Origin of the sequence: Bacillus thuringiensis (assembly GCF_001182785.1) — a bacterium.
Taxonomy (GTDB): Bacteria; Bacillota; Bacilli; order Bacillales; family Bacillaceae_G; genus Bacillus_A; species Bacillus_A thuringiensis_S.
On the sequence record NZ_CP012099.1, the window covers coordinates 4,881,509 to 4,902,705 of the forward strand.

Sequence of the window (21,197 nt, forward strand, 5' to 3'; positions counted from 1 at the left end):
ATGTCACGAGATGGTGTCTATATCACGGAAAAGTGCGTACTTTTCATAGTACCTGTACTATACCATAATGATGCATGTAAGCAACTTATAACAGAACATCAACTTAGTGGGGGTATTTTAAAATGAAAAAAGAAAATCGTACTACAAATTTTTATGATGTGATTCGTGAGCGTCGTTCCGTTCGCTCCTATGATCCATCCGTTACAATCTCTGATGAAGAAATTAAAGAACTTTTAGAAGAAGCAATGTTAGCACCAAGCAGTTCAAACTTAAACCCATGGCGTTTCATGGTAATTACAGATCAAGATTTAAAAGAGAAGCTTCACCCAATCGCTTTAAATCAACCACAAGTGTTAGAAGCATCCGCTATGATCGTAATTTTAAGCGAAAATAATGCCCACGAATTCGAACATATCAATAAAGTGAATGAACGTGCAGTAGCTGCTGGATTCATGACAGAAGAAATTAAAACTAGACTGAACAACAGCATTCGTGAGTTTTATGCACCTGTAAGTGACCAAGGAAAAAGAGAATGGCAAATGCTTGATGGTGGTTTGTTAGCTATGCAATTGATGCTTGCTGCAAAAGCAAGAGGATATGATACAGTTCCAATGCTTGGCTATAAGGTTGTAGAATTCCGCCAAGCATTTAACGTTCCAGAAAACTTAACTGATGTTTTAATGATTGCATTAGGCAAAGCAAAAGAGCCAGGATTCCCATCAGTTCGATTAACTGTAGATGAAGTAACTTCTTGGAATGGCGATTTTTAATCACCGGTTTCATCGTACTTTTGAAATGAAAGTACGATGAAATCTATTAGTTAAACTATGATCAACTACTTGCAAAAAAGAAAGGCGGAGAAAACAATGCTTGAAGTTTTAAACCGAATTAATGAACTAGCTAACAAACAAAAAGAAGCAGGTTTAACAAAAACAGAATTACATGAGCGTAAAGCATTACGCGAGGAGTACCTTCAAATTATCCGTGGTCAAATCAACACCACTGTTACAGGGTTAAAGATATTAGATCCTTTAGGAAATGACGTGACGCCTGAAAAATTAAAAGAACAACAAAAGCTAGCACTAAACACAGATAACAACGCATGAAAATACCAAGATTTTTTGTTACTTATTGATTCGTCTAAGTAAACATGCGATTAGATGAATCATTAAGTTAACATCCATTTTTATTTCTAAATAAAAAATCCCACAAACAAATTATCCCCGTCTTTGCTTTGTATCTTATAGCTTTTTCACACTGAAACTATATCCGTTAAAATCGTTTCATAACGTTATTACTTCCGCATAGCTACAATTTATATAATAACGGTACAGTACAAATAACGTACTGAATCACTAAGTATGGGGGAATAACGATGAACGAAGCGTTACTATTAGTAGACATACAAAATGATTACTTTGAAGGCGGCAATATGGAATTACATCAACCTGAAAAAGCCGCACAAAAAGCGAAAGAAGTTTTGAAAGTATTTCGCGAAAAACATAAAACAGTTATTCACGTACAACATATCGCGAACAATGAAGGAGCTACTTTCTTCTTACCTGATACAGTAGGTGTTCAAATTCATGATGATGTACAACCGATTGTTAACGAAAGAGTCATTCAAAAACATCACCCCAACAGTTTTTTAAGAACAAATTTATTAGAAACATTACAGACAGAGAAAATAGACCGACTAGTCATTTGCGGTATGATGACTCATGTATGTATTGATGCAACAGTGCGCGCTGCCAGTGACTTCGGATTTCAATGTATTGTAATTGAAGATGCTTGTACAACAAAAGATTTAGAATTTCAAGGAAATCTAATCCCTGCAGTACACGCTCATCAATCGTTCATGAGTGCATTAGAGTTTGGTGATATTTATGCAACAGTCATGTCAGCAAACTGTTTTATAACCAAAAGCAAATAAAGAATTACAGTTCCATATGAAAAAAGAAAGGATAAGTATCTTATTCTTTCTTTTTTTCCATCGTCTTAATGACAGTATTTATACGATAATCACCATAATGTAAAACATCTGCAAGAGTCTCTTCTAATTGCTGATGCGAAGATGTTTGAAGAGTCATGACATAGCAACCATCGCCGCTTATACGATACATTTCAGTAATTACGTCCGTTTTTTCAAAAAAATTTTGAATTTGATTATGATAATGCGGTGCATGCAAAAATAGTGTAACAAAGGTCATAATAGATCCTTCTAGCTTAGCCCTGTCAATATTTATCGTATATTTTTGAATGACACCTGCCTCTTCTAATTTATTAATTCGCTTCCCAACAGCCTGACCAGTCAAATGTACTATCTCCCCAATTTCCTTCCAGTTCATTCTAGCGTTTCCTTGTAGTAATTGTATAATCTTAAAATCTGTTGAATCAAACATGGGTATCCCCTTCCTATACGAAACGAATTCTATAAAATCTTCATTTCTCCTACAGTTTTTCTCAAAAGTTTTGCACTACAATCGATTAGCTCTATTAGCAATTACATTATTGTTAGTGGCTTTCCTTCTTCTTTACAATGTATTTTTTGGATTACTCGTAGGCACTACAGCAAGCTAGCAATTTTTTATAAATATGAACAAATTTTAGGAATTAGTTTATCTTTTTTTAATGTTTTATTTAGAGGCAGTTTATAGTCGGGTATTAACATAAGAAACGTAGCAACTAAGTTCATATATGACGCACTGCTACTATAATCGCTAACCGTACTACTTGAAATCATAAAATAAGGAGACGATAAAACATGAACAAAAAAGCAAAAGCACTATCATCCGTATTGCTCGGATTCACATTAGCATTAACAGGGTGTGCTGGTACTAAAGCTGAAGAAAATCATGGGAAACAAAAACAAGAACAAGTTGCTAAAGAAACAAAAAAGGAAAATAAATTAACTAAAGGGCAAAAAATGGCTAATATTCTTAGCGAGACAAATTGGCAAGGTACACGAGTGTATGACAAAGATAAGAATGACTTAACAAAAGAGAATGCAAATTTCATTGGTCTTGCAAAATATGATGCGAAGTCAGGCAGATATGAATTTTTTGATGCTAAAACAGGTGCAAGTCGTGGCGATAAAGGAACTTTCTTTGTCACAAATGATGGGAAGAAGAGAATATTAATTTCAGAATCAATGAAGTATCAAGCTGTCGTTGACATGACAAAACTAAACAAAAATGTATTTACTTATAAACGAATGGGGAAAGACGCTAACGGTAAAGATGTAGAAGTTTTCGTTGAACATGTCCCATATAAAGAAAAAGAACTTTCTTTCACTGATCCGGACAAGCAGCTGAACACGACTACAGGAGATATTGTTAAAAACGTTGATGGAGATAAAATTCTAGGCGATACCCTTTGGCATGGAACAAAGGTATTAGATGAAGCTGGTAATGATGTAACACAGTTTAATTCGAATTTTATAAGCCTAGCAAAATTTGATGACAAATCTAATAAATATGAGTTCTTCAATAGCGAAACAGGTCAAAGCCGCGGTGATTATGGCTACTTCGATGTTGTACACGAAAATAAAATAAGAGCCCATGTTTCCATTGGAAATAATAAATACGGTGCTGCTCTTGAGCTTACTGAACTAAATAAGAATAAATTTACGTATAAAAGAACTGGTAAAGACCAAGCTGGTAAGGATATAACTATATTCGTTGAACATGAACCTTATAAAGGTGATATGAAACCACAATTTAGCTTTTAAAAACGTTTGATTAAAGATCCTGTACTGAGTTGCAGGATCTTTCTTATTAAGCAAGAGAACGAAAAGACGAAAAACATGTAGCTTTTCGTCTTCACAATATTCCCTGATGATTTACAAAACCTAAAAACATACCGATACAAAATAAAATAAATCCAATTAGAATTAAGGGAAGAGTTAAGCCACCCCAAGCTGGTTTATTAGCAAACGCCCTTATTTTAAAATTAATCCTTGCTAAAGACATGATAACAATACCCGCTATTGATAAAATTGTAGTTACATAAGTCATTTATAACAATACTCCTCTTCTATATTGATTTTATATCTCTGCAAACCATCTGCATAAGTGTTATAGTCCAATATTCATACATGCCATTACAATTGTAGCAATCCAGCTTTGTGCCACATCATTTGTAAAATTCATTCTTCACTCCTAAAAAAAGACAGAACCAGACGGTTCGGTCTTTTTTGTTTTATAATAATCTCTTTTATTTTTGCTACAATACCTTTTTCTTATAAATCTTACGCTAACACAGCTTTTAATTAACTTATCCTGAAATATTATGAATTTGCGTTCAACTTATCTAAAATACTTTTATCTATTTTTGCTTGATTCACTTTAGCTATTTTAGAAACAATCCCACGGCGCTCTTCCCAATCAATCAAATAATATTGATTTTTTTCCAATTTATTTTGCATGGAAATTTTCAGTTCTCTTTCTTCCCCTTTTTTATCGTACACCTTCTCATCATAAACATGATACGTAAGAACTTCTCCATTACTCAATTTTTCGTTTTCTACTGTAGAATCGGTCGTTACTTTTACATAATATTGTTTAGTCGAATAGTATCCATTCCCTGACTTCATATAGTAGAAAGCACCTCCTACTATAGCTAATAACACAAAAATTCTCATGATCCATTTCATATGATAATACCTAACCTTTCTATTCTACTTGTAAGATTTATACCCGTTAAAATATAAATCTTACTTACCTTAAGTATGCTTTAACCATAAAGATGGTACAATTCAGTTTCCTTACACCCACATTACATTTTTGTAATTCTATCATTTTACAAAAGTTTCTTAAGTTGGCCGCAAACAAAAGAACATAAACTGTTTTAAGTTTTATTCCTCCAATTGCCACACTTTTAGCAACACTTGTTCAAGTAATAGGAATTACATTATTAATCAGCCCTCACCAATCAGGCCGCCCGGCAAATAGCGGGATAAAATTTGTGACCAAGTAAAAAAGCGCCCTACTTATAGGGCGCTTTTTTTATACTTAATGACTAATACTAGCTGTTGGGTATAATGTTGTTCCTCCAATTGAAACTTTTATTTCATTTGTTAATGGAACGTTTTGTTCATTAATAATTGTTCTCCACCATTCCCATGCAAGACCTGTACATTCTCTTGCTACAATTTTTATATTTTTTGAGTTCGGTGGAAGAGGGATAACTGTAGAGTAATGAGCCGTTTTGTCTTTTCCGCTACCATCCCACGTTTTATGTGTTAGTACTTCGTTACCCTTTTGGTCAAATGTGAATTCATCCCAAGATACATCAAATTGAGCAACGTAAGCACCGTAATGATCAAGTGTCATTTTAGCACTTGAATATTCTGTAGTTGTCGTCTCAATATAATCTGTATTGTTATGAACAGCAGCAGTTGCATTATCTTTTAAGAAAGTACTTGTATATGAAATCGGGTATGCTGGATTTTTAAGACTTAATTCAGCATTATCTTTAATGATATTTCGGATTTCATTGAAATCTTTAGTAACAACCTTGTTATGCTCTTTCGCATCTCCGCCTAATACTACAGCAGTAAAGGTACTTTCTTCAAAAATATCTTTATACTGTCCACTTGTTTCAACACTGTTATTCTTAAGTAAGGCTTTAAAAGCAGCTTGTACATCTTTGCTCTTAGATGTTGTTTCTAATTTTACATAAATCGTTCTACCATAAGCTACATTTGAAACCATAACAGGTGGAGCCGAATTACTTACGCCTTTTCGAGTTAACTCGTCAAAAGTAACACTATTATCAAAAAGGTCAGATGGATTGTTAGGTAGTTCAGCACTTACCGTATAAAATATTTGCTTATACGCCGCTACCATCACTTTTTTCTCTCCATTTGCAACCGCATTAAAATCAATGTTTAGACTGTTATCAAGATATTTAGCGTTAACATTAAGAGCACTTGCGATTTGTGATTTACTATAAACCATAGATTCCGTATACTGCATTCTTGCAGGTAACGTATGTGTTGTGGAATACTTTTCATTCCAAGTAGATACTAAATCGTCTACTGCTCCAGCTACATTACCATATGTCGGATTTTGGACAGTGATTGTATTTTCTTTTCTCATGCCCGGTAAGTCTATACTAATATTCAAAGGCTTTCTCTTAGCCACTAATAAACTCGGTTGATTGTCTGCAAAAGCTTTATTTGCAAGTTGTACAGCTCCTGGATACGTACGATTCACTACCGAATCAATAATTGAAATATCGACTGGTGACGTTGTAAGTGATTTTTTCTCGCGTTCCACTACTACAAATTTACCATTTGAATTGATACTTTCTTTCGGAACAAAACTCTCTACCTTATCACCATTTACAGCTAAAACCTCTTGATTATTATATTTAAGATTTGCTATACCAGTATCAATGCCACTAGCATTTTTGGTTACATCAGTTGCATTACTTGCTTGTGTTTCTGCGAAGGAAATAGATGAATAATTAATAGTGCATAGACTAACTAATAAACATGCAAGGAACTTTCTTCTTTTAGTTTTTTTCTTAATATTCAGAAAAATCACCCCGTTCTTTTTTTAGTAAAATATGATAATGATTGATAAATGATAGCTAACTAATAAACTTACATAAATGCTTTTAAAAGTTCTTGAATTAACGGGATTACGCCACCTACAAATTTTAAAACTGCCATTGCGATTTCCATATTATTTCCTCCTTTTTATTGCTACGAAAATATGATTTATCTTTATGCCCTCATTATAGTGACCCCTTACACTTTTATCAATACACTCTGATATGCAATATTACATATAAAAAACAAGCTGAATTCTTTTGAAAAATTATACAGAGATATTTTTTTCGCTTGGTACATACTTGAAAAGGTGAAGCATTCTTTTGCATTTTATGAGTAATCACATAAAAAAAGCTGCTGCCTATAAAATGTAGACAGCAACTTCAACTAGAATGTCTTGCATAATCTACGCAAGACATTTTATAACTAATACACTGCGATCGGCCCATAAGGACCATTAATAATTTCTATTTTTGTTTCAAAAATATCTGTCAAAAGTGTTGGGTCCATAACCTCTTCTACTGTTCCGAAAGCAGCAATTTGTCCATCTTTCATAGCACAAATTTTATCCGAGTATTTAGCTGCAAAATTTATGTCATGCATAACAGTCAAAATTGTTCGTCCAAATTCATTAGCTGCACGTCTCAAATGCTCCATCATTTGAACAGAACGAGCAACATCAAGGTTGTTCAAAGGTTCGTCCAAAAGTACATATTCCGTCTCTTGGCACAGTACCATCGCTACATATGCCCTTTGTCTTTGACCACCAGAAAGCTCATCTAAATATCTATTCTCTAAACTAGTTAAATCTAAGAAATCGATATATTTAGAGATGATAGCCTCATCTTCTTTAGTCAATCTTCCCTTTGAATAAGGAAAGCGCCCAAATCCAACTAGTTGTCTCACAGTAAGCCTAGTTACAAAATGATTTTCTTGTCGCAATATAGTCAAAACTTTTGCTAAGTCTTTTGATTTAGATTCAGAAACATCCATATTTGCTACCTGAATTTGGCCTTCATCCATATCTAAAAGTCTGCCAATCATTAAAAGTGTCGTTGACTTTCCAGCACCATTTGGTCCAATTAAAGAAGTAAAGCCCGCTTTTGGTATTTCAATATCCAAAGGTCCTATTTTCACCTTATCAGTATAGAACTTTTTAACATTATCAATTTTTATCATAAAGCCCTCTTCCTTAAAACTATAGTTAAGAATATGATTCCACCAAATAATTCAATAATAACTGAAACTACACCTTGAGCATGGAATACATGATACATTAAAAAGTATGCACTCGTCATTATCAAAAATCCTATAGCAAAAGCCATTGGAAAAATATATCTATGATCATACGTTGATGCTGCCTGATAACTCAAAGTTGCTACTAAAAAGCCGTAGAAAGTAAGTGGCCCAATTAGAGCTGTTGAAATGGACATCAAAATAGCAACTAATACAAGCGTATAAATTACACTAGGTTGGTATTTAACTCCAAAAGAAGTAGCAACATCCTTTCCTAGTGACAAAACATTTAAATTCTTAGAATGAGCAAAAATTAATACTGCTATAATTATGATCATAGGAATTACAATAGGAAAATATGCAGGATCTGCATGATTAACAGAACCAAATAATCTTGCTTGTAAGATATCAAATTCTGAAGGCGCAAGTAGTTTTCTCATGAAAGTTGACACAGAATTTAGCCCGGTACCAATAATAATTCCAACTAAAAGCATAAGTTGTAAATTCCCGTATTTACCGGAAAGTAACCATCCATAAAGTATCAAACTCATGAAGACCATAACAACAACTTGGAATAAAAATGATCCAATTCCATTAAAATTTATTAACGCACTAGCACCAAAGAAGAATACTGTACTCGTTTGAATTGCTGAATAAAGTGATTCGAAACCTAAAAGTGAAGGAGTAATAATTTTATTATTCGTAATAGATTGGAAAGCAACTGTCGATAAGCTATGGCAAACCGCAGCAATAATCATTGCAACAATAGCTACTATCCTTCTCTTAACGACTGGGATAAAAGAAGGTGAATCTATCGGAACTGGATTGTTATAAACTAAAAGTCCATATGAAGAAAGAAGACCTAAAGCAATCAATGTTATCAGTAAAATCCAATAACGTCTTGCTTCCTTCTTAGACCGAAAAGCGCTAGCTGATCTACTTTCATTATGAAGGCTAGAATCGATTTCGACATTTTCTTTTTTTCTATATTCTAATGTGATCATCGTAGCCTCCTTGGTTTTCTTTGTCTCAATAAAATAGTAATAAACACGACTGCTCCCACTGTTGCAAGTATTAAAGAAACAGGTAATTCAAAAGGCTGTATAATTGTTCGAGAAATGATGTCACAGGCAGTTATTGATCCCATTCCGATCACACAAACCCAAGGTAAATTACTCCTAAGATCATCACCTCTAAACATTGAAACGATATTTGGCACAATTAATCCTAAGAAAGGTAAGTGTCCAATAACAGCTGCAACAATTCCAACTGCAACAGAGATAAGAGCAGTCCCAAAAAGAACAATTCTATTGTAATTAACTCCAAGACTTGTTGCGACATCTTCTCCTAGTCCAGCTAAAGTCAATCTATTAGCATACATAAAAATAAGAAAAGTAATGATAACAATCAGCCATAAATATTCATATCTTCCCACCTGAATGTTAGCAAATGAACCTACAAACCAAGTTTCAATACTTTGCGTCTTTTGAAAAAGGAGTCCTAAAAAAGTAGACACTGCAGAAATTACTGCTCCAAGCATCAATCCAATAATCGGAACAATTAAAGACGAACGAAGCTTAACTCTTCTTAAAAATAGAAAGAAAATCATAGTTCCTATAAAAGAAAAAATGATTGCACCAGTCATTCTTTGAACTAAAGTCGGGGCAGGAAATAATAAATACACAAAAAGCAGGCCTAAGCCTGACCATTCAATAGTCCCCGTTGTAGTAGGTTCAACAAAGCGATTCTGTGTAATGAGTTGCATTACGAGCCCTGCCATCGCCATCGCAGCTCCAGTAAGCATTAATGCAGCTGTTCTCGGAACACGAGTTATGAAAAACATCTCTGTCCCGTCCTCTTGTCCACGTATATCATAAACTCCAGTAAACAGTGATATAATCCCTAAAATTATAACAACTATAATCGCTATTATAAAAGGTTTTGTCCATAATTTATTGTGATTATAAAACTGGGGTTGAGAAATATTCTCAACCCTAGAAATTATATTTTTTGACACTGTTTCGTACTCCTTTACACTACTTAGCTAAAGTTTTTGCCACATTTCCAAATAACTCTATATAAGTTTGAATTGATTCATTTGTGTAAGTATCTTCTGGTGCATAAATAACTTGTTTTTTAGAAACAGCAGTTGTGTTTTGAAGAGCAGGTGATTTAGAAATAACATCCTTAGCAGGTGTTGACTTAGCTGCATCAGATGTTGCAGCATCACGATCTAATACGAAAATCCAATCAGGATTTGTTTGTGCAATAGCTTCAACAGAAACGTCATCACCTTTATGACCTGCAGTAGAATTTGAAACTTCTAACGCTGGAGTCCAACCGAAAATTTCATACATTGGTCCCCAAACGCGACCAGAATGTGGAGCAGCAAAACCAATATTACCACCAGTAACGATAACACTCATAACTTTATCTTTTCCGTTATAAGCAGATTTTGCTTTTTCAATAGATTTATCAAAATCAGCTACTAATTGTTTAGCTTCTTTATCTTTATTAAAGATTTTTCCTAAAGTAACTGTAGAATCTTTAAGTCCTTTTACTAAGTTTTCGCCAGGCTTAGTAGCTTTCTCAGAGACATCAAAATTAAGATCAATAACTGCTGCATTTGGTACTAATTTTTTGATTTCTTCGTAATGGTCAGCAAATCTTTGACCAACGATTACAAGGTCAGGGTTTGCCGCTGCAATAATTTCAAGATTTGGTTCACGGTGATTCCCAATATTTTGAACTTTTTCATCCTTTTTATATGCTGAATCAGCAGGCATGATATCCTTTGGAGCAGCCGCTAATTTAATTCCCCAATCAGATAAAGTTTCAAAAGTTCTGTTATCCAAAGCAACTACATTCTTTGGGTTTACAGGGACTTTAACAGTTCCATGAGCATCAGTGATTTCAACCGTTTTTGGCTTATCACTACCATTATCTTTATTATTAGCCTTCGAAGTTTCTTTACTTGAATCTGAGCAAGCTACTAACATTAAAGTGAAAACTGCTAGAATACTCACTAATTTTAAAAGCATAGATTTTTTCATATGTATACTCCTTATAGTGTGATTTATTTCGAAAATGATGACATCCATAGATTGAATTAGAAAGTAACTTTTATTCAATTGAATCGCTATTGATAATCATTTTCATTTGAACATCCTGTTAATTAGTATAGTCATTAATTCTGTGAAAATCTTGTGAATGGTGCGAATTCATAAAATCAGGCATAAAAAGTAATATGTGAAGTCAGGCACCTTTATTCTTCAGAGCGTGTCGATTTTTTTCGAGTAGACACTTTCATTAGATCCGGTCTCAACTAATGCGCACTAGAATCGTCCCCTCCACACTACCCAAAAGATGAGCACCTTATAAACCATAATTTCCCCTGCAAAAAATGCTCATTAATAGCTAATGTTTTCATAATCCATTGCCTGATAGAAATATTCTTTTTACATCTTTTAAGACTTCACAGAAACTATTTGATTATCATATTTAATAAAAAAATGAGTAAAACCAAATGAAATAGTTTTACTCATTTTTTTATTATCTTATTTTTATCAGTCAATCATCGAATAGCCTCTGCCATGTATCGTTTGAATATATCTTTCTTTTTTCTCGCACTTTAACTTTTTTCTTACATACCCAATATATAAATCTACTACATTTGGATTTACTACTACGTTATATCCCCAAACCTGATTCAAAAGCATTTCACGGCTCAATATTGTATTTTTATTCTTGATTAAAAATACAAGTAAATCGTACTCGCGCTTAGTAAGCGAGAGGTTTTCGCCACCTTTTTTCACAATATTGCTAGATGCATCAACAAAGAGATCTTTAAACTGAAAAAAGTTTGTCTCATTTTGCTGAATACAGCCACTTCTCCTTAAAATCGCTTGAACTCTTGCTACTAATTCTTCTTTCACAAATGGTTTTCTTATATAATCATCTGCTCCTGCTTGTAATCCTGCTATGCAATCCTTGCTAGAAATATTATCGGTCACAATAATGATTGGTGTCTTTTTAACAAGCCGTATTTGTCTGCAAATTTCTGGTCCCGATATACTTAATGAATCCCAATCTAATATGATAATATCCCAGTCTTGTTCATATATTATATTTAAACCTTCGTTTTCATTGTGAAGTTTTAAAATGAAATAGCCTTCTTGCGTTAGACCGCTTACGATTTTCTTTGCTGAAGACCGTTCATTTTTAATCACCAACACCTGCTTCACCGATGGTTCACCTCTACTTCAATATAACTTATTTAGATAAAAAATTATCCCCAAAAAACAATTTAAGATTTATAAATTTAAAATTCCTAAATAATCCATGAAAACAGCTTATTAGGAGAACTCTATATAATCTTACAATAGGTATGGATAAAAACACAAAACATATTAATATTCTAATAAAACGAAAATTCAATGAAGTCTTATCAACCAGGTTTTGACGGGATAAACTTGTAATCATTAAGGGATACGCATTAAGGATAGAAGTGAAAGAAGTGAAGAATTAGAAGCATTCTATTTTTAAAATCCTAACTTTTCCACAAATAAAAGAAGCATAAACTTGCCGTGAATGTTACAACAAAACAAATAAAAATACCTATTATTAGCATGTGGCATTTAATCTTACTATTTTATTCATTAAAGCTTTTATACAACAAGTTCAATAACTTTAACAAAGGAGTTTTAGTATATTGGCTTAATGGTAAAAGTGTTTGTAATGATATCCTTTGCTTTTAGAGGTACCGTCAGGAAAATGCGGATTTACAACACTAAGCCCATTTTCCTGACGATTCCTCCGCTTTCAACAACGTTAAGAAAATTTTATATGAAAGAAAGTTTTGTTCTTTTAACCAAAAACGGTCGTTTATGGTTAGATGAACTACTCACAGCTATTTATGTGATGCCATTTTTTAGATGTAATCAAAGATAGTACAGTTGCATCATGAATTTGCCAAATTCCTTGTGTCTGTTGTCCCATATGGAAGGATCTCGTATATTTTTGCAGCAAGTGCCTGGGGAGATTCCTTTGCCCCTCTTTTAATCCAATCGTTAACAATATTATAGATACCGCCTGCTAAAAACAGGATTTGCATTCTGCTTATGTCATGATTGCGCGTAATATCCGCTTGAAAGACCTTTTCCATTGTGTAATTCAAATAATCAAGCATCATACTAGATATATTTGCATCAATTAACTTTCCTGACGGCTTCTGTGCAGACACAAAGCCCTCTATAATATATTCAATAATTAGCTGCATACTTTCATAAGGATCCAAACTATCAACCTCTTTCAAAAATTGTTGAACAATTTCATCCACTGATACTTGTACGACGTCGTAAACGTTGCGGTAGTATTTGTAGAATGTGACTCTGGCAACTCCAGCCTTTTTGCAAATAGCTGTTACGGTTATATCTTGCAGTTTATGTTCATGCAACAGTGCGCTCAATGCCTCCATAATGTATTTCTGAGAGTGTATACTGTCTTCTCTTGACTTCCTCAAAACTAACACATCCCTTCATTCTGTTCGTTTTAAGTGTAAATTATCACATAGTGCTTGAAAGATGAAAATTCACTGTTATACTTACACATGTAAGTACAATTGTTAGTGTATAAAAGGCCATCATTGCTGTCAATGTGTACCATTTTCTTTGTTTCCTACTGGCAATTTCCCGCCATTTTGCAAGCTATAAATAGGGTGAGATATACTGATACAATTTACAATATAAATTTTAAAATCCTTTTATATGAATAATACGAGATTTTGGCGTTTGTACGTTTCTAAATTACAACGTAAGAACAAGACAAATTTCCAACGAAAGTAGGGTGAGATTTAATTGGCAAAATATCTTTATAAGTTAGGACATTGGGCAGTAAATCATAGGAAAAAGGTTATATTTAGTGCACTCGCAATTCTTATTGCATTTGTACTTATTGGAGTCAACATGGGTTCCTCTTTCAATGATGAAATGAGCATTCCGAATACACCGGCAGATAAAGCAGGAAAAGTAATTAAAAAAGAGTTTAAAGCGATGCAACCAGCAGGTGCACAAGTAAAAGTAGTATTTCAAGCACCAAAAAACGGAACCTTGGAGTCAGCGGAAGTACAACAGAAAATTGCAGAAGTTCTAAGTGAGATAAAAAAAGATTCAGCTGTTGATTCTGTGGCAGCACCGATGCAACTGCAGAACCTTAGTGAAAATAAGAAAATCGGATATGCAGTTGTTACGTACAAAGTGGAAGCGGAAAAGGTCACAGAAGCTTCTAAGGATAAGATTTTAGATAGTATTGAAACAACAAGGGATGCCGGCATTCAAACGGAGCTATCAGGAGGCGATATTAAGTTTTCCGACTCAGAGACTTCAGGTATGACTGAAATTGTTGGAGTACTTGTTGCCTTCGTAGTCCTGACATTTACTTTTGTGTCTCTTCTAGCAGCTGGACTTCCGATTCTCACTGCGATAATCGGATTAGCGATTGGAATGCTAGGAATCATGATTGGAACCAATTATGTGGAAATCCAATCTGTTTCCTTAACATTAGCTGCCATGCTGGGACTCGCAGTAGGCATTGACTATGCGCTTTTCATTATCAATCGCTTTAGACAGCAGCTCGCACAAGGAGATTCTGTTCCAGAATCTATTGCCATTGCAACGGGAACAGCGGGAAGTGCCGTAATCTTTGCAGGATTGACTGTTATTATTGGTCTTTTGGGACTGTCTGTTACAAAGATTCCATTCCTAATAGCGATGGGCGTATCCGCTGCTTTCACTGTATTCATAGCTGTGGTGGTTTCCGTCGTCATATTACCGGCCATATTAGGAATTATCGGCCATAAGATTGCCCCAACTAAACAAAATCGATTCTTGGAAAAGATGACTGGGGCAGGTAAGAAACGCACTGGTTCAAATAAATGGGGGGAATTTGTCGTAAGACGTCCTCTGGTTGTTTCGATTTTCGCAATCGGACTACTTGCAGTGATTACGATTCCATTTTTCCATATGAACCTTGGGCTGCTTTCTGATGGAACATCAAAGTCCACAGAAACGACAGAACGAAGAGCATATGATTTATTGACCGAAGCATATGGAGAAGGAATTCATGCCTCTTTAGCGGTAGTGGCAAAAGCTGAGGAAGCAACAGCTGAAACGCAAAATACTATGAACACCGTTGCAAAAGAATTGGGTAACTTATCTGACGTGAAAAGTGTGACACCAGCTATCCCTGGTCCTTCTGGAAAGATTTATATGATTTCCATCACACCAAAAACAGGACCTGACGATACAAAGACGAAGGATTTGGTAAATACGATTCGGGACAGATCAAACCAGACCGAGAAAAAAAATGGAATTGAACTAATGGTAACGGGCACAGCAGCGATGAATATTGATATTGTGCAAAAGCTGAGTGATGCCTTGCCAGTTTTCGCTGCTCTTATTGTGGGACTCGCATATGTACTCTTAGTTCTAGTGTTTAGATCTCTACTCATTCCATTAAAAGCAGTATTAGGGTTTCTACTGTCTCTTGGTGCTACGTTGGGAGCCGTGGTATTTTTCGTGCAGGATGGGCATTTCCAAAATTTATTTGGTTTCCCAGCTGCCAGTCCAATCTTAGCTTTCTTGCCTGTTATTCTGATTGGCATCCTGTTCGGACTTGCCATGGACTATGAGGTGTTTCTAGTAAGCAAGATGCGGGAAGTATATACACATACAGGCGACCCGAAGAGAGCTATTTTAGAAGGAATGCGAGAGAGCGGTAAAGTCGTAGTCTCAGCAGGATTAATTATGATGTCTGTATTTATTGGATTCATGTTGGCACCTGATAGCATCATTAAATCCATAGGCATGGCTCTTACATTCGGTGTTTTCTTCGACGCATTCATCGTGAGAATGACAATCGTACCTGCGGTCATGGCTCTCATGGGTAAGTCGGCCTGGTACTTGCCAAAATGGCTGGATAAAATTTTACCTAACATTGATGTTGAAGGCGAAAGCATTATACATCACATGGAAAACAAAAGTGAAAAGATATATAAACAGAACAGTTAAAGTTAATTCATAGTTATATTCATAAAAAAAATCGCTTTCTTATAAAAGAGAAGTGGTTTTTAGAGAAAGTATAGATTTCCTTCGCTGCTTATACAAATATAGGTAAAAACAATTTAAGAAGGTTTGTTTGCATCATTGTAAAATATAAACATAAATGAAACACGCATTTTGAAAAAACTTAATCAAAATGCGTGTTTTTAGTATAAATCTAGTAATTTTATCAATGGGTACAAATTGCCCTTTTAAATTGTAGAAATTCAATGAATATCATATACACGTAAGGTGGTCACTTCCCTGTCAAGTAGACAATAATAAAGATACGGTTTAAAATCTTTTATTTTTGTATGCATAAGTTTGCCACAAACAAAAAGAACCATAACCTCGCCGACCTGGCAAAGTTATGGTTCATATCATACAAAATAAAAAAACCACCAAATATGTATTGGTGGAGACGGTGGGAGTCGAACCCACGTCCAAAAATATCGGCACTTAAGCTTCTACGAGTGTAGTCGATATATTAGCATTTCGCGAACTCTTCGGCCTATCGACAGGCTTCCAAGTTGCTAGTCTGATTGTTCTCTTCCTTCGCCCTCAGACGGCGAACTCCGGCGTAGTCCACTTAGTTTGAGTCCCTTACCCTACCACATGGACGATGGAGGGAGGAACCTTTAGTGCAATTAAGCAGCTAAAGAAAGATTGTTTTGTTTGCCAATTATAGGCTTTGACGTTTTAACGAGGCCGATCCCCTCGACTCGCAACCTAAGCTCGAACTATCCCTGTCGAATCCGTAACGTCCCCATGATAAAAATGGAGCATACGAAGAAAATATCGTGATAGCTACTAAGAGCTGTTTTTCAATGTGCAACAACCTTACATAAGTTATTATATCATACGCGCGCCGTTTTACAAATGTAAATATCTGTATTACATCTTTTGGCGATCACGGAACACGCGTGCAATTTCACGTTTCGCTTCTTTCTCTTTTAAATCGTGACGTTTATCATATTGTTTCTTACCTTTTGCTAAACCAAGTGCCATTTTTGCAAATCCATTTTTCAAATAGATTCTAAGTGGAACTAATGCGTAACCTGTTTCTTTTGCAGCGCCCGCTAGCTTATCAATTTCTTTTTTATGAAGAAGTAATTTTCTCGTACGAAGTGGATCATGGTTGAAACGATTCCCTTGTTCGTATGTATTAATGTGCATATTATGAACCCATACTTCACCATTATGTATACGTGCAAACGCATCTTTCAAGTTCACGCGACCAGCGCGAATCGACTTAATTTCCGTTCCTTGAAGGACAAGCCCTGCTTCGTATGTTTCTTCGATGAAATAATCATGAAACGCTTTTTTATTTTGTGCAATAACCTTACCTGTACCTTTTGGCATATAACGTCCCTCCTCTATTTTTACTATTGTAACAAATGTAGATAAAAAGCGAAAGTGGATCGCTCAGAATCTTTGGACATTGGAACTCCCGACAGAGAAGCGCTTTTTGCTTCGTCCGAGGGAGTGAAATGGCCCATAGATTCTAGCCACTGTAGCTAGATTCCATTAAAAGCGAAAGTGGCTCGTTCAGAATGTGAGGTGGATGGAGCTTCTGACCTTGAGGCGCTCTTTGCCTCTGGGGAAGAAGCGAAGCCGCCAAACATTCTAGCCACTGTAGCTGGATTATACAAAAAGCGAAAGTGGCTCGCTCTCAAGCCACCAATAAAAAAAGAAAAAGCCCCGCTTTTCATCAAAGCGAAGCCACTCTTTTCTTACTTACGCTTTTTCTTTTTCTTCTTGAATCCTGGTACGTTTTCGAAAAATCCTTTTTTCTTCTTGCCGTTACCATCTTTTTTCCCTGGCTGACTACCGGACGTAGATGCTGTTGCTGATGCTGATCCTCTTCCTGTACTTTTACCTTTGCCACCACGGTCAAATTTTCTACCTGTGCCACGTTCTCCGCCGCGCTCATTACTGCGCTCGCTACGTCCACCGCGTTTCTTTCTGCCTGTTCTTGGCTGCTCGATAACGACTGGACGATCTTTGAACTTACGGCGAGGTGTACCTTTCATGCCAACGATTTCAAAGTCGATTGCACGCTCGTCTTTATTTACGTTAATAACACGAATTGTAATTTCGTCACCGATGCGAAATACGTTTCCTGTACGCTCTCCGATCATAGCGAAATGCTGCTCGTCATAACGGTAGTAATCATCCGTTAAATAACTAACATGTACAAGACCTTCAATTGTATTTGGAAGCTCTACGAATAAACCGAAGTTTGTTACAGAGCTAATCATACCGTCATACTCTTCACCGATCTTATCAACCATATACTCTGCTTTTTTCATTTCATCTGTTTCACGCTCTGCTTCAACAGCACGGCGTTCCATATTAGAAGAGTGCTCTGCAATCTCAGGTAATTTTTCACGCCATTTTGCTTGCGTTTCATTGTCGACTTTACCATTAATAATGTATTCACGAATTAATCTATGAACAATTGTATCTGGGTAACGACGAATTGGTGATGTGAAATGTGTGTAGAACTCAGTTGATAAGCCGAAATGTCCTAAGCTATCCGAATCGTAACGTGCTTGCTTCATAGAACGAAGCATAACCGTTGAAATAACTACTTCTTCAGGCTGTCCTTGAACCATTTCAAGAATTTGTTGCAGCGCACGAGGGTGCACTTCATTCGCACGTCCTTTTACCGCATATCCGAAGTTCGTTACAAACTCGAAGAAACGCTCAAGCTTATCTTCTTTCGGATCTTCATGGACACGGTACATAAACGGTACGTTCATCCAGTGGAAGTGCTCTGCTACTGTTTCATTCGCAACAAGCATAAATTCTTCAATCAACTTCTCTGATACAGAGCGATCGCGCATGACAACATCAGTCGGTTTTCCTTCTTCATCCACTAATACTTTCGCTTCTTTAAAGTCAAAGTCAATTGCACCACGGCGCATACGTTTTTCACGTAGAATTTGTGCCAATTGCCCCATCTCTTTAAACATCGGTACTAATGGCTCATAACGCTTAATTAACTCTTCGTCCTCATCTTCTAAAATGCTTCTTACGTCAGCATACGTCATACGCTCTGTCGTTTTAATCACACTTTGGAAAATCTCGTGTTTAACAACATCACCTAAGTTGTTGATTTCCATTTCACAAGATAATGTCAGACGGTCTACTTTCGGATTTAATGAACAAATACCGTTAGATAGACGATGTGGAATCATTGGAATTACACGGTCAACAAGATACACACTTGTCGCTCTTTCCGCTGCTTCTACATCAATTGGAGAACCTTCTTGAACGTAATGACTTACATCCGCAATGTGAACGCCTAGCTTGTAATTGCCGTTCTCAAGCTTCGTTACTGTAACAGCGTCATCTAAATCTTTCGCATCTGCACCATCAATCGTTACGATCATTTGATCACGTAAATCACGGCGATCTTTTAAATCTTCTTCTGAAATCGTTTCTGGTACACTGTTTGCATGCTCCATCACTTCTTCAGGGAATGCTAAAGGTAAATGATGTTTATGAATGACAGATAAAATATCTACTCCTGGATCATTTTTATGACCTAGAATTTGAATAACTTCACCTTCTGCACTTAAACGGTTTTCTGGGTAGCTCGTAATTTTCACAACTACCTTATGACCTTCTACAGCACCCATTGATGCACTTTTCAAGATAAAGATATCACTCGTCCAGCGCTTATTGTCAGGTATAACGAACCCAAAGTTTTTCGATTCTGTATATGTACCAACTAGTTCTTTCGTTCCACGCTCTAAAATGCGTACAATTGAACCTTCTTGACGTGAACCGCTTGATTGAGAACTAAGGCGTGCTAATACTGTATCGCCATGAAGTGCACCGTTTAATTCTGTAGGTGGGATGAAAAGATCATCGTCTCCCGTTTTCTTCTCGTCTGGTACAACGAATGCAAAACCACGTGCATGTCCAATTAACTTACCTCGTACTAAATTCATCTTTTCAGGAAGACCATAACGGTTGCTACGTGTACGAATAACAAGTCCCTTCTCTTCCATCATTACAAGTGCCTTTACAAAATCTTTAAAGCCCTCAGAACCTTCAATTCCAAATGCCTCTTCTAACTCTTGTATCGTTAGCGGTTTATACGCTTCTTCTCTCATAAATAATAACAACTTATCAATATGTTCTTGTATGATTTCTTCCAAGTAGAAATACCTCCTTTAAACCCTTATATTATTTAGTGTATCCGAAAGATGGGGGATGTATAAAGTGAAACTTTAATCAGTCGGGGTTTGTTCATCCCCCCACTGATTGTTAGTTGAACCAATCGGGCCTTTACGGGCAGTTGATTCCTACCTAACTTCTTTGCTTTCGCTGAATTTCAAGGTAGGAGGCCTACTGCCCGTTAGTGCGGGATAAAGTGAAACTTTAATCATCTCCCAATGATTTTTTTACAGCTTCCATAAAAAGTTCCTTATGAAAAAAAGAGGCAACTAGATCTTACCAATCTAGTTGCTCCAAGAAGTTATATACATCCTCATGTAGCTCGTCACGTTGTTTATCAAGTGTAATGACATGCGTAGAGTCTTCATACCATTTAATGTCTTTTAACGTAGATTCTACACCGTTATAAATAATGTTAGCACTATCTGTATTAATCATTTCGTCATGACGTGCTTGTACAACAAATGTTGGTGCATAAATCATATCCACATTGTTACGTACGTCAGCAATTAATTGTTGTAATGCTTTTAATGTATTCATCGGTGTCTTTTGGAATTCCAACATTTCTTGTTCAATTTGTTCTGGTGATTTTTGCTCACGTTTTTTATATTCGCGGGCATATGCCAATATACCTTGGTACATCGTTTCTTCGCTCTTAATATACATCGGTGCACACATTGGTACTACACCTAAAACCGGTACTGTATAACCTAATTTCAAAGAAAATACGCCGCCAAGTGACAATCCAACAACAGCAATTTTCTCAAAACCTTTATCTTTTAAAAGCTGATATGCCTCCGTTACATCTTGCCACCAATCTGTAGGACCTGTATGAACAAGCTCTTCTGGTGGTACACCGTGCCCTTTATAAATTGGCGCATGACAAGTATAGCCTTTCTTTTCTAAGAAACGCCCTAACATACGTACATCAGCTGAGTTCCCTGTGAATCCATGTAGTAATAAAACAGCGCGGTCTCCACCCTCAAATGTAAATGGTTTCGGAGATGCTAATTTCATCATGTACTTCTCCTCTTTCTCTTCTGTAATCTAGTCGTATTCTTTCTATATCTAGTGTACCATATTTGTATTTCTATAATCTAATTAGAAACATCTTT

Annotated in this window: 18 protein-coding genes and 1 other RNA gene; 5 read left to right on the forward strand and 14 right to left on the reverse strand. The window is 35.8% G+C overall.

The window, feature by feature from the left end; all coding sequences use genetic code 11:
* Window positions 1–122: 122 nt before the first annotated feature.
* From AC241_RS25310 to AC241_RS25320, 3 genes are all read left to right on the forward strand, one after another.
* Window positions 123–770 (forward strand): nitroreductase family protein, encoded by a 648-nt coding sequence (locus AC241_RS25310; RefSeq protein WP_050844687.1) that lies wholly within the window; start codon window positions 123–125, stop codon window positions 768–770.
* Between the two features lie 96 nt (window positions 771–866).
* A complete protein-coding gene (locus AC241_RS25315) occupies window positions 867–1,106 on the forward strand; it encodes a DUF896 domain-containing protein (protein WP_050844688.1) in 240 nt (79 codons plus the stop codon).
* Between the two features lie 269 nt (window positions 1,107–1,375).
* Window positions 1,376–1,933 carry a cysteine hydrolase family protein gene (locus AC241_RS25320; protein ID WP_050844689.1) on the forward strand — a complete coding sequence of 186 codons (558 nt, stop codon included), beginning with the start codon at window positions 1,376–1,378 and terminating at the stop codon, window positions 1,931–1,933.
* Between the two features lie 40 nt (window positions 1,934–1,973).
* On the opposite strand, the gene AC241_RS25325 is transcribed toward AC241_RS25320, so the two are convergent.
* Window positions 1,974–2,402 (reverse strand): Lrp/AsnC family transcriptional regulator, encoded by a 429-nt coding sequence (locus tag AC241_RS25325; protein WP_050844690.1) that lies wholly within the window; start codon window positions 2,400–2,402, stop codon window positions 1,974–1,976.
* Between the two features lie 362 nt (window positions 2,403–2,764).
* On the opposite strand from AC241_RS25325, the gene AC241_RS25330 reads away from it, so the two are divergent.
* On the forward strand, window positions 2,765–3,730 hold the full coding sequence (locus tag AC241_RS25330) for a DUF4822 domain-containing protein (protein ID WP_029443570.1): 966 nt from the start codon (window positions 2,765–2,767) through the stop codon (window positions 3,728–3,730).
* 91 nt (window positions 3,731–3,821) lie between these two features.
* On the opposite strand, the gene AC241_RS25335 is transcribed toward AC241_RS25330, so the two are convergent.
* The 9 genes from AC241_RS25335 to AC241_RS25380 all read right to left on the reverse strand — a co-directional run bounded on the left by AC241_RS25335 (window position 3,822) and on the right by AC241_RS25380 (window position 13,271).
* Window positions 3,822–4,016, reverse strand: a complete 195-nt coding sequence (locus tag AC241_RS25335) for a hypothetical protein (protein WP_016079772.1) — start codon at window positions 4,014–4,016, stop codon at window positions 3,822–3,824.
* Window positions 4,017–4,288: 272 nt separating this feature from the next.
* Window positions 4,289–4,654: a YxeA family protein gene (locus AC241_RS25340; RefSeq protein WP_043935792.1), complete on the reverse strand. Its 366-nt coding sequence runs from the start codon at window positions 4,652–4,654 to the stop codon at window positions 4,289–4,291.
* A 358-nt stretch (window positions 4,655–5,012) separates the two neighbouring features.
* Window positions 5,013–6,551, reverse strand: a complete 1,539-nt coding sequence (alo, locus tag AC241_RS25345; protein ID WP_050844691.1) for an anthrolysin O/cereolysin O family cholesterol-dependent cytolysin Alo — start codon at window positions 6,549–6,551, stop codon at window positions 5,013–5,015.
* A gap of 434 nt (window positions 6,552–6,985) precedes the next feature.
* Complete coding sequence (locus AC241_RS25355; protein WP_000590061.1) at window positions 6,986–7,738, reverse strand: iron ABC transporter ATP-binding protein; 753 nt, start codon at window positions 7,736–7,738, stop codon at window positions 6,986–6,988.
* Window positions 7,735–8,799: an iron chelate uptake ABC transporter family permease subunit gene (locus AC241_RS25360; RefSeq protein WP_016079769.1), complete on the reverse strand. Its 1,065-nt coding sequence runs from the start codon at window positions 8,797–8,799 to the stop codon at window positions 7,735–7,737. Before AC241_RS25360 ends, AC241_RS25355 begins: the two co-directional genes overlap by 4 nt.
* A complete protein-coding gene (locus AC241_RS25365) occupies window positions 8,796–9,812 on the reverse strand; it encodes an ABC transporter permease (RefSeq protein ID WP_000041820.1) in 1,017 nt (338 codons plus the stop codon). The genes AC241_RS25360 and AC241_RS25365 overlap by 4 nt, the downstream gene beginning before the upstream one ends.
* A gap of 19 nt (window positions 9,813–9,831) precedes the next feature.
* Window positions 9,832–10,848 (reverse strand): siderophore ABC transporter substrate-binding protein, encoded by a 1,017-nt coding sequence (locus tag AC241_RS25370; RefSeq protein ID WP_050844692.1) that lies wholly within the window; start codon window positions 10,846–10,848, stop codon window positions 9,832–9,834.
* A gap of 513 nt (window positions 10,849–11,361) precedes the next feature.
* Window positions 11,362–12,039: a response regulator transcription factor gene (locus AC241_RS25375; protein WP_043935796.1), complete on the reverse strand. Its 678-nt coding sequence runs from the start codon at window positions 12,037–12,039 to the stop codon at window positions 11,362–11,364.
* A gap of 716 nt (window positions 12,040–12,755) precedes the next feature.
* A complete protein-coding gene (locus AC241_RS25380) occupies window positions 12,756–13,271 on the reverse strand; it encodes a TetR/AcrR family transcriptional regulator (protein WP_043935894.1) in 516 nt (171 codons plus the stop codon).
* Between the two features lie 379 nt (window positions 13,272–13,650).
* Here AC241_RS25380 and AC241_RS25385 point away from each other — a divergent pair, with 379 nt between their 5' ends.
* Window positions 13,651–15,861 carry an MMPL family transporter gene (locus AC241_RS25385; RefSeq protein WP_155417073.1) on the forward strand — a complete coding sequence of 737 codons (2,211 nt, stop codon included), beginning with the start codon at window positions 13,651–13,653 and terminating at the stop codon, window positions 15,859–15,861.
* A gap of 443 nt (window positions 15,862–16,304) precedes the next feature.
* Here AC241_RS25385 and ssrA read toward each other — a convergent pair.
* From ssrA to estA, 4 genes are all read right to left on the reverse strand, one after another.
* Window positions 16,305–16,659, reverse strand: a transfer-messenger RNA (tmRNA) gene (gene ssrA, locus AC241_RS33395).
* Window positions 16,660–16,785: 126 nt separating this feature from the next.
* Complete coding sequence (gene smpB, locus AC241_RS25390; RefSeq protein ID WP_001123917.1) at window positions 16,786–17,253, reverse strand: SsrA-binding protein; 468 nt, start codon at window positions 17,251–17,253, stop codon at window positions 16,786–16,788.
* 371 nt (window positions 17,254–17,624) lie between these two features.
* Complete coding sequence (gene rnr / locus AC241_RS25395; protein WP_050844693.1) at window positions 17,625–20,063, reverse strand: ribonuclease R; 2,439 nt, start codon at window positions 20,061–20,063, stop codon at window positions 17,625–17,627.
* A 295-nt stretch (window positions 20,064–20,358) separates the two neighbouring features.
* Entirely contained in the window at window positions 20,359–21,099 is a 741-nt protein-coding gene (estA, locus tag AC241_RS25400) for a carboxylesterase (RefSeq protein ID WP_000761986.1), read from the reverse strand.
* Between the last annotated feature and the right edge of the window lie 98 nt (window positions 21,100–21,197).